At 75.0% G+C, this 13,042-nt stretch carries 13 protein-coding genes; 10 read left to right on the top strand and 3 right to left on the bottom strand.

Annotated elements, in window-relative coordinates:
• Window positions 1-124: 124 nt before the first annotated feature.
• Window positions 125-1,378, bottom strand: a complete 1,254-nt coding sequence (locus tag KK617_RS06915; RefSeq protein WP_277499015.1) for an ROK family protein — start codon at window positions 1,376-1,378, stop codon at window positions 125-127.
• 155 nt (window positions 1,379-1,533) lie between these two features.
• Between KK617_RS06915 and KK617_RS06910 the strand changes: the two genes are divergently transcribed.
• The 6 genes from KK617_RS06910 to KK617_RS06885 all read left to right on the top strand — a co-directional run bounded on the left by KK617_RS06910 (window position 1,534) and on the right by KK617_RS06885 (window position 8,021).
• Window positions 1,534-2,562 (top strand): substrate-binding domain-containing protein, encoded by a 1,029-nt coding sequence (locus tag KK617_RS06910; protein WP_277499013.1) that lies wholly within the window; start codon window positions 1,534-1,536, stop codon window positions 2,560-2,562.
• A 61-nt stretch (window positions 2,563-2,623) separates the two neighbouring features.
• Complete coding sequence (locus KK617_RS06905) at window positions 2,624-3,649, top strand: ABC transporter permease (protein ID WP_277499012.1); 1,026 nt, start codon at window positions 2,624-2,626, stop codon at window positions 3,647-3,649.
• Window positions 3,646-4,404 (top strand): ATP-binding cassette domain-containing protein, encoded by a 759-nt coding sequence (locus KK617_RS06900; RefSeq protein ID WP_277499010.1) that lies wholly within the window; start codon window positions 3,646-3,648, stop codon window positions 4,402-4,404. Before KK617_RS06905 ends, KK617_RS06900 begins: the two co-directional genes overlap by 4 nt.
• Before the next feature lie 176 nt (window positions 4,405-4,580).
• Window positions 4,581-5,444: a sugar phosphate isomerase/epimerase family protein gene (locus KK617_RS06895; RefSeq protein WP_277499008.1), complete on the top strand. Its 864-nt coding sequence runs from the start codon at window positions 4,581-4,583 to the stop codon at window positions 5,442-5,444.
• A gap of 2 nt (window positions 5,445-5,446) precedes the next feature.
• Window positions 5,447-6,166 (top strand): nucleoside/nucleotide kinase family protein, encoded by a 720-nt coding sequence (locus KK617_RS06890; protein ID WP_277499007.1) that lies wholly within the window; start codon window positions 5,447-5,449, stop codon window positions 6,164-6,166.
• 10 nt (window positions 6,167-6,176) lie between these two features.
• Window positions 6,177-8,021, top strand: a complete 1,845-nt coding sequence (locus KK617_RS06885; RefSeq protein ID WP_277499005.1) for a S49 family peptidase — start codon at window positions 6,177-6,179, stop codon at window positions 8,019-8,021.
• Between the two features lie 32 nt (window positions 8,022-8,053).
• Here KK617_RS06885 and KK617_RS06880 read toward each other — a convergent pair whose 3' ends face one another.
• Together KK617_RS06880 and KK617_RS06875 are read right to left on the bottom strand one after the other, a co-directional pair.
• Window positions 8,054-8,353, bottom strand: coding sequence for a hypothetical protein (locus KK617_RS06880; protein ID WP_277499004.1), 300 nt, complete (start codon window positions 8,351-8,353; stop codon window positions 8,054-8,056).
• Window positions 8,350-8,667, bottom strand: a complete 318-nt coding sequence (locus KK617_RS06875) for a WXG100 family type VII secretion target (RefSeq protein WP_277499002.1) — start codon at window positions 8,665-8,667, stop codon at window positions 8,350-8,352. Before KK617_RS06875 ends, KK617_RS06880 begins: the two co-directional genes overlap by 4 nt.
• 200 nt (window positions 8,668-8,867) lie before the next feature.
• On the opposite strand from KK617_RS06875, the gene KK617_RS06870 reads away from it, so the two are divergent.
• The 4 genes from KK617_RS06870 to KK617_RS06855 are packed head-to-tail and all read left to right on the top strand — an operon-like array spanning window position 8,868 to window position 12,860.
• The gene (locus KK617_RS06870) at window positions 8,868-9,197 is read left to right on the top strand and encodes a hypothetical protein (protein WP_277499001.1); all 330 of its coding nucleotides are present in this window, start codon (window positions 8,868-8,870) and stop codon (window positions 9,195-9,197) included.
• Entirely contained in the window at window positions 9,197-11,626 is a 2,430-nt protein-coding gene (locus KK617_RS06865) for a putative T7SS-secreted protein (RefSeq protein WP_277498999.1), read from the top strand. Before KK617_RS06870 ends, KK617_RS06865 begins: the two co-directional genes overlap by 1 nt.
• Window positions 11,623-12,009, top strand: a complete 387-nt coding sequence (locus tag KK617_RS06860; RefSeq protein WP_277498997.1) for a hypothetical protein — start codon at window positions 11,623-11,625, stop codon at window positions 12,007-12,009. Before KK617_RS06865 ends, KK617_RS06860 begins: the two co-directional genes overlap by 4 nt.
• Window positions 12,006-12,860 carry a hypothetical protein gene (locus tag KK617_RS06855; RefSeq protein WP_277498996.1) on the top strand — a complete coding sequence of 285 codons (855 nt, stop codon included), beginning with the start codon at window positions 12,006-12,008 and terminating at the stop codon, window positions 12,858-12,860. Before KK617_RS06860 ends, KK617_RS06855 begins: the two co-directional genes overlap by 4 nt.
• The last annotated feature ends 182 nt before the right edge of the window (window positions 12,861-13,042 follow it).

The following is a 13,042-nucleotide window of genomic DNA, read 5'->3' as shown; positions in this document are numbered from 1 at the left end:
CCTACTAGGCGGTAACTTCGAGGGTACGGCGTGCCCTTCCCGCACCGGTCCGCGGGGCGGGTGGCGAGGGGGCCGGACACCAGCCGGGAGCGGGCCGGGAGTCGGCCGGGCGTCGGGCCGAGGGTCAGGCCGGGCCGGCGGGGTCGGCCAGCGCGGCGTCCACGGTGGCCGGCGCGAAGACGTGGTCGGCGAGCAGGAGCGCGAGGCCCACGGACCCCGCCCGCTCGTCGAGGCGGCTGCGGCGCAGCTCGAGGCGGCGCGTGGCGAGCGGCAGCGAGCGGGAGTAGACCATCTCGCGCAGTCCGGCGAAGATCTGCTCCTCGGCCTCGGCGAGCTGGCCGCCCACGACGACGACGCGCGGGTTGAGGATGTTGACCGTCTCGGCCAGGGCCACGCCCAGCACCCGGCCGGCGGCGCGGGCGAGGCCCACGGCGACGGGGTCCGCCGTACGGATGCGCTCCACGACCTCGTCGACGGTCGACACGTCCCGCCCGGCGGCGGCCAGGTCGCGGATCATCGCCCACCCGCCGGCGCGGGCCTCGACGCACCCGCTGTTGCCGCAGCGGCACAGCGGGCCGACGTCGCCCTCCTCGCCCGTGGCCTGGGTGTGCCCGATGTCGCCCGCGGCGCCGTCGGCCCCGCGGTGGATGCGGCCGCCGGCGATGATGCCGGCGCCCACGCCGGTGCCGAGCTTGAGCATGAGGAAGGTGTCGGCCGTGCCGTAGTGCGTGCGGTACTCGCCCCAGGCCATCGCCGTGGCGTCCTTCTCCAGCAGCAGCGGGCAGTCGTAGGTGCGCGCGAACCAGCCGCGGATGTCGAAGCGGTCCCAGCCCGTCATGATCGGCGGGCTGACGACGGTGGCCTGCTCGCGGTCGACCGGGCCGGGCACCGACAGGGCGACGCCCCGCACGTCGGCCGGCGTCCGCCCGCAGGCGGTGAGCAGCTCGGCGAAGAGGGGGTCGACCCGGGCCAGCACGGCCTCGGGGCCCTCGGTGACGTCGCTGACGAGGGGCCGGTCCTCGAGCACGCGCCCGCTCAGGTCGCAGATCGCGGCCCGCAGGGCGGTCGCCCCGATGTCGCAGACGAGGAGCACGCCGCGCTCGACGTTGAAGGCGAAGCTGCCCGCGGGGCGACCGCGGCCGCGGCCCGGCACGACGTCGGGCCCGCGCTCGATGAGGAGCCCGGCCTCCGTGAGCAGGTCGATGCGCTGGTTGACCGTGGAGCGCGACAGCCCGGTCAGCGTCATGACGTCGGTGCGGGTCAGCGGGGAGCGGGCGCGGAAGAGGGCGAGCAGCTCGCCGGGGCCGACGATGCCGGCCGGGGGGACGGGTACGCCGAGGGGCGGCGTCCCGATCGGCCCGGCGGGCGTGGTCGTCATGGCTGCACCCTATTAAGGAACGGCCACGACGAAAAGAGGGTGATTAATGATTGACAGAAGTCATTAATCAGGGTGTGATGCTCCGGACCCCATGACCCGGGTCACAGCACCCGCCGCGACGACGTCGTCGCGGCACCGATCCGAAGGACCCCCCGATGAGTCGTGCGCCCCACCTCCGCCGCCTGGCCCCCCTCGCCGTCGCGGCCAGCCTCTGCCTCGTCGCCTCTGCCTGCGGGAGCGACTCGTCCTCCGGCTCGGGCGGTGGTGACGGTTCCGTCGCCGCCGTGATCAAGGGCCTCGACAACCCGTTCTTCCAGCAGATGGAGGCGGGCATCGACGCCGGCGCGCAGGACGGCGACCTCGAGGTCGACGTGCAGGCCGCGGCCGACATCACCGACACCACGGGCCAGCTCGACAAGCTCAACGTCGTCGCAGGCCAGGACCCGGGCTGCGTCATCGTCAACCCGATCGACGGCACCAACCTCGTGCAGGGCCTCGCCGCCCTCGCGGCGAAGGACGTGCCGATCGTCAACATCGACAGCCCCGTCGACGCCGACGCCGCGAGCCAGGCCGACGCCACCCCCGCGACGTACATCGGGACGGACAACACCGAGGCCGGCCGCATGGCGGGCGAGCACATGCTGACCCTCCTGCCCGAGGGCGGCGACGTGGCGCTCATCGGCGGCATCGCCGGCGACGTGACCAGCAACGCCCGCCTCGACGGCTTCACCGAGGCCGCCGGCGACGGCGTCTCGATCGTCCAGACCGTGTCGGCGAACTGGTCGCGCGACGAGGCGCTGACCCAGGCCACCACCCTGCTGCGCGCCAACCCCGAGCTGGCCGGCTTCTTCGTCGCCAACGACGACATGGCGCTCGGCGTGGCCCGCGCGGTCTCCGACGTCGGGCGCACCGGCGAGGTCGAGATCATCAGCGTCGACGGCGTCGAGGACGGTCTCAACGGCGTCGCCGAGGGCGGCATCTCCGCGGTCGTCGCGCAGTACCCCTACGCCATCGGCGAGATGGGCGTGAACGCCTGCCGCGCCGCGATCGCGGGCGAGGACCTTCCCGAGGAGGTCACCGCGCCCATCGCGCTGGTGACCGCCGACAACGTGCAGGACGCCCTCGACGCCGCCCCGGCGCCGTTCGAGGAGTACGACGACCCGTTCGCCGCGCTCGTCGACTGACCCACGAGCACCGCACCAGCACCGCACCGCACCGCACCCCGCACCCGATCGAGGAGCCACGATGTCCACCGCCGCCACCGGTACGCCGGCCGGTCCCACCGCGTCGAAGGCGACGCCCCCCGCGAACCGGGGAGGCGCCGGCCACGCGGTCGCCAGCCGCCTGCGCGACGTCGGCTTCTGGGCCGACTGGGCCGCCCTCGTCGGCCTGATCGTGCTCGTCGCCGTCTTCACGGCGCTCGAGCCGTCGTTCCTCAGCTCGGGCAACGTCACCGGCATGCTGTCGGCCTCCGCGGCGCTGGTGATCCTGGCCGTCGCGCAGACCTTCGTCGTCGCCACGGCCGGCATCGACCTGTCGATCGCGTCGGTGACGACGCTCGGCATCGTGGTCCTCGGCCAGCTGTACGCCGGCGGGCAGTCCCTCGGGGTGGCGTTCGCCGGCGCCGTCCTCGCGGGGCTGCTCGCCGGGCTCCTCAACGGGTTCCTCGTCGCGAAGGCGGGGATCACCGACTTCGTCGTCACCCTGGGCATGCTGTCGGCCGCCTCCGGCCTGGCACTGGTGCTCTCCGACGGCCAGCCCGTCACCGTCACCGAGTCCTTCTTCTTCGACATCTCCCTCGACGGCCCGGTCGAGATGGTGACCTGGATCGTCGTCATCGCCGCCGTCATCGCGGTCGTCGCCCACGTCGTGCTCTTCCACACCCGGTTCGGCACGCACGTGCTCGCCACCGGTGGCTCACCCGAGGCGGCGACGGCCACGGGCATCTCCACCGCCCGCGTCAAGGTCGCCGTCTACGCGGTGGCGGGCCTGCTCGCCGGCATCGCCGCGATCATCATCGTGGCCCGCCTCGGGTCCACGCCGCCCGCGGCGAACACGGCGTACCTGCTCAACTCGGTCGCCGCGGTCGTGCTCGGCGGCGTCAGCCTCTTCGGCGGCAAGGCCAGCATCCTCGGTCCCGTCTTCGGCGCGCTGCTCCTGACCGTGCTGCTCAACGGCCTCACGACGCTCGGCGTCTCGCAGTACTACCAGCCCCTGTCCGTCGGTGTCGTCGTCGTCGCGGCGGCCTTCCTGATGAGGTTCCAGAAGTGAGCGCGCTCGAGAAGAAGACCGCCGCCGGCCCGATCGTCGAGGCGCGCAACGTCTCGCTGTCCTTCGGCAGCGTCAAGGCGCTGCAGGACGTCAGCGTCACCGTGGCCCCGGGCGAGATCACCGCGCTCGTGGGCGACAACGGCGCCGGCAAGTCCACCCTCGTGCGCTGCTTCTCCGGCGTGCACCGCCCGCAGTCCGGCGAGGTGCTCCTCGACGGCCGTCCGGTCTCGTTCTCCTCGCCCGAGGCCGCGCGCTCCGCGGGCATCGAGACGGTCCACCAGAACCTCGCGCTCGTCGAGGACCTCACGGTCTGGCAGAACCTCTTCCTCAACCGCGAGCTCACCCGCTTCGGCATGCTCGACCGCCGCCGGATGAAGGCCGAGGCCCAGAAGATGGTCTCCGAGCTCGCGGTCAACGTGCCCGAGGTGACCTCGCGGGTACGCCGGCTCTCCGGCGGCCAGCGCCAGGCCGTCTCCATCTGCCGCGCGGCCGGGTTCTCCTCGCGCCTCGTCATCATGGACGAGCCGACCGCGGCGCTCGGCGTGCAGGAGACCGCCCGCGTGGAGGAGCTCATCCTGCGCCTGCGGGACGAGGGCCACGCCGTGCTCCTCATCAGCCACAACTTCGACCAGGTCGTGCGCCTGAGCCAGCAGGTCTGGGTCATGCGCGCCGGCCGCTGCGTCGCCGGTCGCCGCACCGACGCGACCACCGGCCAGGAGATCGTCGGCCTCATCACCGGCGCCATCGCCGCCTGAGCCCCGGTCGGGTGGTCGGCCACGAGCCGGCCGCCCGGCCGGCCACCACGCCGCACCACGCCGCACCACGCCGCACCACGCCGCACCCGCCCGCCGTACCCCTGCCCGACCCCGGCGCGTCCCCGGCCGCCGCGACCCGGCGCCGTACCCCCTGCACCCCGAAAGGCACCCCTGAGATGACGAACCCGCTGGGCGTCCACGCCCTCGTCTGGGTCGGCGGCACCACGCCCGCCGACGTCGCGACCGCCGTCGAGAAGACGAAGGAGGCGGGTTACGACCTCCTCGAGCTGTCGCTGCACGACGCCGCCAACCTCGACGTGGCGTCGGCCCGCGCGGCCATCGACGCGGCCGGTCTCGCCGTCGCCTGCTCCCGCGGGCTGGCCTTCGACGCCGACGTCTCGAGCGCGGACGCCGCCGTCGTCGAGCGCGGCGAGAAGCTGCTGCACGACTCGCTCGCCACCACCCACGACCTGGGCGGGACCCACTTCACCGGGGCGCTCTACTCCGCCCTGGGCAAGTACGGCGCGCCGCTGAGCACGCGGGGCCGGGCCAACGTGGTCCGGGTGCTGACCGACCTCGCCGCCGAGGCGGCCGGGCGCGGCATGACGCTGGGCCTGGAGATCTGCAACCGCTACGAGACCAACGTCATCAACACCGCCGCGGACGCGCTGCGCCTGGCCGACGACATCGGCGCGGACAACGTGACGATCCACCTCGACACCTACCACATGAACATCGAGGAGGACTCGCTCTCCGAGCCCGTGCGCCTCGTCGGGGACCGCCTCGGCTACGTCCACGTCGGCGAGAACCACCGCGGCTACCTCGGGCAGGGCCACATCGACTTCGACGGCTTCTTCGGCGCCCTCGCGGAGATCGGCTACACCGGCCCCGTCACGTTCGAGTCGTTCTCCTCGGCCGTCGTCTCCCCGACGCTGTCGAACGACCTCGCCGTGTGGCGCAACCTGTGGGACGACGGCATGGACCTCGCCGTGCACGCCCGCGAGTTCATGGCCGCGCGCCTGGCCGCCCACCAGGGGTGAGCGTGCCCGACCTCGACGCCCTCGTGGCCCGCGCGCACGCCCTCGTGGCGCGGGCGGCGGGGACGGCGGGGACGGCGGGGGGCCGCGCCGTCCTCGGGGTCGTCGGCGCCCCCGGCGCCGGGAAGTCGACGCTGGTCGAGACGCTGCTCGCCGCGCTCGCGGCCGCCCCGCCCACCGGACACGGTCCGGGCTGGGTCGCCCACCTGCCGATGGACGGCTACCACCTCGCCGACGCGCAGCTCGACCGCCTGGGCCGCCGCGACCGCAAGGGCGCGCCGGACACGTTCGACGCCCGGGGCTACGCCGCGACCCTGCGGCGCTGCCGCACCGAGCGGGAGCACACCGTCTTCGTGCCCGGCTTCGAGCGCACCCTCGAGCAGCCGCTCGCCGCCGCGCTGGCCGTCCTGCCGGAGGCCGCGCTCGTCGTCACGGAGGGCAACTACCTGCTGCTCGGGGCGGCCGGCGACGGCGGGGCCCCGGCGCACCGCGAGCAGGGCTGGGGCGAGGTCGCCGACGCGATCGACGAGACCTGGTACGTCGAGGTGCCCGACGCCGTGCGCCGGGAGCGGCTCGTCGCCCGGCACGTGCGGTTCGGCAAGACGCCGGCGGCCGCCGCGGCCTGGGTCGACACCGTCGACGAGCCCAACGCGCGCCTCGTCGCCGCGGGGCGCGCCCGGGCCGACCTGGTCGTCGACCCCGACGGGCTCCGACCCGCCCCGTAGGGTCGAGACCATGGCGCCCGTCCGACTGCCCGACGTCGTCCGCCCCTACCTCGAGCCGCTCCTCGGCCCGCTCGGCTCCGCCGGCGGCCCGGCGCTGGCCCGGCTGCGCCGGGTGCGGGGGACCGAGCGGCTCCTGCTCGAGCTCGACCTGACCCGCGGCCTCCTCGAGGCGCCGCCCACCTCGCCCGTCGCTGCCCTGCGGGCGCTCCAGACGCCCACGCTGCGGGGCCTGGTGACCGCGCTCGGCAAGGCGGCGGAGGACGACGCCGTGGTCGGGCTCGTCGCCCACCTCGGCGGCGACCTGGGGCTGAGCGCGGGCGACGAGCTGCGCGCGGCCGTGGCCCGCTTCCGGGCCTCCGGCAAGCGCGCCGTGGCCTGGGCGGAGACCTACGGCGAGATGGTGGGCGGCAACGCGGCGTACCACCTCGCCAGCGCCTTCGAGGAGGTGTGGGTGCAGCCGACCGGCCAGGTCGGCCTCGTCGGGGCGCACGCGGAGGTCGTGTTCCTGCGCGGCGCGCTCGACAAGCTGGGCGTGACGACGCAGCTCGGGCAGCGCCACGAGTACAAGTCGGCCGCGAACACGTTCCTCGAGCGCGGCATGACCGACCCCCACCGCGAGATGATGACGCGCATCGTCGACTCGGTGACCGAGACGCTCGTCGCCGACGTCGCGCAGGGCCGCGGGCTCCCCGCCGCCGACGTGCGGGCGGCCCTCGAGGCCGGCCCGCTCACCCCCGAGGACGCGCTCGCGCGGCGCCTCGTGGACCGGATCGGCTACCGCGAGGACGTCTACGCGGCGGTGCGCGCCTCGCTGACGGACGGGGACGTCGACACCGACGGGCCCGTGCTGCGCTTCGTCGAGCGCTACGCGAAGCCGGGCGGCCCGCTCGGCGGGCTCAAGGACCAGCTGCCCAGCGGCCGCGGCAGGGGCGTCGTCGCCGTCGTCGGCGCCTACGGCCCCATCCACCTCGGCCGCAACGGCGGACCGAACCCGATGGGCGGGCCGAGCATCGGCTCCGACTCCCTGGCCACCGCCCTGCGCACGGCCGGCAACGACCCGGACGTGCGCGCCGTCGTGCTGCGCATCGACAGCCCCGGGGGCTCCGCGGTCGCCTCCGACGCCGTACGACGCACCGTCCTGCAGGTGCGCTCCGAGGGCACCCCGGTCGTGGCGTCGATGGGCGCGGTCGCGGGCTCGGGCGGCTACTTCATCGCCATGCCGTGCGACGAGGTCGTCGCCGGGGCCACCACGCTCACGGGCTCCATCGGCGTGCTCGGCGGCAAGCAGGTGCTCGCCGACACCCTGGCCCGCATCGGCGTCGAGCGCGAGACCGTGCGCGCCGGCCGGTTCAGCGACATGTTCTCCACCGACCGCCCCTTCGACGAGGAGGAGTGGGCGCGGGTCGAGGGCTGGCTCGACGCCATCTACGACGACTTCACGACGAAGGCGGCGCAGGACCGGGGGATGGCGCTCGCCGACCTCGAGCGGGTCGCCCGCGGCCGGGTCTGGACGGGCGCCGACGCGGCCGAGCGCGGCCTCGTCGACCGCCTCGGCGGGCTCGCGGAGGCCGTCGACCGGGCGTGCGCCCTCGCGGGCACGACGCGCCGCGACGTCGACGTGCGCGCCTGGCCGAAGCCCAACCCGTTCGCCGCGCTCACCCCGCCGGAGAGCAGCGAGGCGCCCGCGGCGGCGTACCTGACCGGTCCCCCCGCCCCGTCGGTGGCCGCGGCGCTGCTCGGCCAGGCCGGCGAGGGCGTCGGCGCCGTCGACCAGGTGCTCCGGCTGCTCGTCACCCACGCCGGGCTGCCGGCGTACGGCGCGCTCACCGTGCCGGGGCGGATCACGCTGCGCTGAGCCGCGTCGGGCGCGACGGGCCGGGGCGCGGGTCAGCCCAGCAGGGCGGCGTTGCGGACCTCGGCCTCGCGGCAGCGCTCGGCGTGGCTCTCGACCTCGCCCACCACCTGGGTGAGGGCCTCGGCCAGGCTGTCCACGTCGGTGGACAGCCGCTGCTCGGTGCGGCGCTGAGCCACGCGGGAGCCGGTCTCCTCCGACCAGCCGGCGGTCTGGCGGTCCACCGTCTCCGCGAGGTCGGCGATGAAGGTCCGGATCTCGTCGGTGGCGTCCCGGAGGGTCTGGGCGATCGCGTCGAGCGACGCCTCGTGGTAGACGAGTCCGCGCTCGCTCACACCGCACCTCCGCCGAGCCGCGAGGTCAGGGAGGCCATCGTCGAGGCGACCTGCACGTCGTTGGGCGCGTGCTCCGCGTCGACGCCGGCCAGCGCCTCGGCGTAGGACTGGAGCGCCGGCACCAGGGTGGCGGCGGACTCGAACCAGCCGCTCACCGCGGTGCCGAACGCGACGGCCGCGTTGCCCTGGAAGCCGGTGAGGTCGGTCTCGAGGGAGTCGCTCAGCGACTGCAGGAACTCCTGGAAGGTGGTGCAGGCCGTCTGCACCGTCTGGGCGGCCGTCGACTGCTCGCCGACGGTGAGCTGGATGTCCATCGCGGGGTCCTTCGTCCGGGTGCCGGGGGAGGGCCGACCGCGGTCGGCCCGAGGTCCAGTGTCGGCACCGCGCGGCCGGGTCAAACCTCGACCGGCGGGTTTGGACGTGCCGCGGCCCGGGGATCCCTGGTGCCGGTCGGTGAGCTCGGGTGCCGCCGGCCCCCGCCCCGTCCACCCGTCCAGCAGCAGGAGGTTGCACCGTGCCGTCCTACGACTACGAGGTGGACCTGCCGAGCCTCGCCGAGGCCGCGCAGGGTCTCGCCGAGACCGTGCAGCTGTTCAAGGACAACGACGTGGAGGACCTCGTCCCGTCGCGCGACGCCATCGGCCACGACGGCCTGTGGGACGCGGTCGACGAGTTCAAGGGACGGTGGGAGGAAGGCATGAACAACCTCTGCCAGGACGTCGAGGAGATGGCCGGCCGACTCGGGAAGATCACCATGAACTACGCGGAGGCCGACCAGGCCGGCAACGACGGGTTCACCCGCGTCGCCGGCTCGGTCGGGGACGTCGACGTCCTGGGCGCCTGATGACCACGACCGGGTGGCCGGGCGGGCTGACGGGCACGGGCCGCTTCCACATCCCGGGTGACCCGGGTGCGATCCGGAGTCGTGCGGCGACGATGCGCACCAAGGGCCAGACGTTCTTCGACACCGGGGACGCGCTGTCGCGGATCGACACCCAGGGCTGGATCGGGCGCGCCGCCGACATGTTCCGCGACGCCCACGAGACCGAGCCGCACCGCTGGACGCAGGCGGGCAACGGCTTCATGCGGGCCGCCCGTGCGCTCGAGGGCTTCGCCGACGTCGTCGAGTCGGCCCAGGCCACCGCCCAGTGGGCGCAGCGCGAGTACGAGCGTGGCGAGCAGGTCACCGCCGACGCCCGCTCGGCGTACGACGCCGACGTCAGCCGGGCCCGCAGCGAGGCGGACGCCCTGCGGGCGCAGGGCCAGACCGTCAACCTCACGATCCACCCCTTCTCCGACCCCGGCGACGACGTGCGCCGCAACGCGGAGGCCGAGTTCGAGCGCGCCCGCGCCGAGTGGGACCGGGCCGGCAACTCCTGTGCCTCCGAGGTGCGGGCCGGCTGCGCGGACGCCCCCGAGGAGCCGAACTGGCTCGAGTCGGGCCTCGACTTCGTCGGCGGCGTGTTCACGGGAGCCGGCGAGGCGCTCTGGGACCTCGTCACCATGTCGCCGCTCGGCCTCGTCTCCATCGTCGAGGACGCCTGGAAGCTCTCCACCGGGCAGCTCACGCCGGAGGAGTACGCCATGCAGTGGCAGCTCCGCGTCGAGGATGCCGAGGCCATGCTGCAGGCGCTGCAGGACGACCCGCTGGAGTTCGGCAAGCAGCTGGGCAAGGGGCTGCTCGACTGGGACACCTGGGCGGACGACCCCGCCCGCGCGATCGGCCACCTCGTGCCCGACGCCGTCGCGGCGGTCTTCTCGGGCGGCACGGCGACGGCCGCGACCCGCGGCGCCGGCAGCATCGACAACGTGCTCGACGGACTGCAGGCCGCGAGCCGCGGCAGCCGCGGCCTGGACGGCCTCGACCTGCCCGGCAGCGGGCTGCCCGGGGGGCGCGGGGGCACCCCCGACCTGTACGACGGGCCCTCCCCCGACGGCCCCGGCGGTGCCGACGGTCCGGGTACGCCGGGTGGTCCGGGCGGGTCGGGTGGCCCCGGTACGCCGGGTGGCCCCGGTGGGCCGCGCAACCCCGGTGAGCCGGGCGCCCCGACCGATCCGGGTACGCCGGGTGGTTCCGGGTCGTCGGGCGGGTCCGGCGGGTCCGGCGGGTCTGGCGGGTCTGGGAGCTCCGGCGGCTCCGGCGGCTCCGGCGGGTCCGGGAGCCCGGGCGGTTCCGGTGGGTCCGGGAACCCGGGTGGGTCCGGGTCGCCCGACACACCGGGCGCCGGCAAGCCCGACGGGGGCGACGGTGACGGCGGTACGTCGACGCCGCCGCGCGACGTCGAGGGTGGCGACACCGGCGGCCCGCGCCAGGACGGCGGGGACTCCGACGGCCGCGGTGACGGCGACGACCCGCGTACCCGCAACGACGGTGACCGCGACGACGGCGACCGCAACGACGGCGACCGCAACGACGGCGACCGCAACGACGGCGACCGCAACGACGGCGACGGCGACCGGAACGACGGCGACGGCGACCGGAACGACGGCGACGGCGACCGGAACGACGGCGACGACGCCGACGACCCGCGCACCGGCGACGACGACAGCACGCCCGGCGACCCGCCCCGCGACGGCGACGGCGACATCCCGCCGCGGGAGTACAGCGAGTACCGCCACGACCTGCGCGACCAGCTCGGCTCGGAGGAGGCCTACCGCGAGTTCCAGGAGGCCGTCCGCACGCCGGTGGACGAGCTCACGGTCGAGCAGCGTCAGCTGCTCATCGAGCAGCGCGCGCAGTACGAGCTGAACCCCGACACCGAGTTCCAGCGCGTGCTCAACCCGAACCACGTCGAGGGCATCCTCGACAACAACCAGTTCAGCCGGACCGCGGGCGGGTTCACCGCCCGCCTGGAGGACGTCGCGGACATCAACACGCCCCGCGAGGCCTTCGACGACCTGGCGCTGGACTACGGCGGACACCCCTTCAACGACCCCGACACCGGTCAGCTGCGCGACTCCATCCCCGTCATGCGCTACCAGGTCGAGGACGTCTCGGTCTACGAGGTGCCGACGCGCCCGAGCCTCTACGAGGGCACGGGCATCGACGCCCCGGACCAGCGGGGGAGCTACGACGACCCGCCGCCGTTCACCGGCAACGGCTTCACCAGCGGCGACATCCCGCGGCCCGAGTGGACGACGCCCGACCGCGACAACCCGGCGGTCCTGCGCGAGGGCGCCCAGATCTGGGAGCTGCGCTCCGACGGCACCGAGCGGCTGATGGGCGAGTACACGCTGGTCGACGGTGAGCTGAAGTGGGTGCGGACGCCGTGAGCGCACGGGTGCAGCGTCAGCCCGGGCTCTACGCCCGGCGCGACGGCACGGAGGTGCCGGCGCGACCGGGGAGGGGCACGTCGTACCTCGTGGGGGTCGACGGCTCGCTCGAGCGGGTCGACGGCGCCGACCTCGACGCCGTGGTCGACGTGCGGGTCGAGGCGTCGTACGACGGGGTGCTCGTCGTGCTGCTGGGCTTCGACGACGAGCACGCCTGGTGGCGGGTCAACGGCTCGCAGCTGCGCGACGAGCTGGCCGCGGTCGGGCTGGAACCCGTCGGCGGCGACCGGCAGGAGGGCTGGCAGTACCGCGTGCCGGTCGACCGGCTGTCCGACTGGCGTGAGAGCGTCACCGAGAGAACCCCCCGAGGAGGCCGATCATGACCGCGGTGCTGCAGAAGCTGCTCACCCGCGACGCCGCCCGCCGCATCACCCACTCCGGTGCGGGCCACGTCGAGGGCCCCGTGGTGGGCGCCGGCGACTTCGCGGCCGCGACGCCCGCGCAGATGGCGGACGCCTACGGCCTGGACCCGGCGGCCCTGGGGCTCGACGCGTTCGGGTACGTGGACCTGCTCCGCTTCCGCACCCACGACCTGATGAACCTGCAGACGCCGGCGGCGGTCGGTCCGCAGCCGTGGCCGACGTACGACATGGGGTTCCTCCGCGACGGCGCCCCCGTGTGGTGGCTCGAGCGCACCCGCATCCCGATGGGCGCCGAGTACTGGCGGATCCGGGCGGACGGCACCCAGCAGCACCTCTCGACGTACGCCTCCCCGGCGCTCGGCTGGTCGGGCGCCCGCAGCTACCGGCCCCCGGTCGACCTGGTGGGCACGCGCGCCGTGTTCCGCGGCCGCGACCTGCCCGCCGAGCTCACGCCCGAGCGCGACCGCGTCGAGGTCGTGCTCGTGGGGGCGGCGGCCGAGGGAGCGGAGGGGTTCGAGGACCTCGAGGAGGTGCGCCCCGGCGTGCGGCGGCTGCTCGTCGGGCTGGGGGAGTGCGAGCGCTTCTACGACCTGGTCGTGGCGGCCCGCTGGCGGGGTCAGCAGGTCCGCGTGCTCGAGCAGGACGGCACGTCGGCCCGGCTCGAGCTCACCGTCGCGACGGCCCCCGCGGTGGAGCGGCTGGGCGCCACCGAGGTCGAGCCCGGTTGCTTCGAGGTCGTCGCCCCCCGCGCCGAGCTCGTCGAGCTCGAGGCGCGCGAGCGCTCGCTGCCGGGCGCGGTCGCGGCCGAGTGAGCTGACGGGGCCGGCCCCGTGCCGACGGCCCCAGCGCGCCGGCACGGGCCCACCGGCACCCGGTGACCAGCGCAACGACAGCCCGTGACGCAGGTCACGCCCGCCCGCCACGAACCGGCACCTTCCGGTGACGAGCCCCTTGCCGCGGGTCCGCGCCGCCCACCAGCCTGGGCGCAGCGGTC

Origin of the sequence: Nocardioides sp. ChNu-99 (genome assembly GCF_029493445.1) — a bacterium.
Lineage (GTDB): Bacteria > Actinomycetota > Actinomycetes > Propionibacteriales > Nocardioidaceae > Nocardioides.
This window is presented reverse-complemented; position numbering and strand designations above follow the sequence as displayed.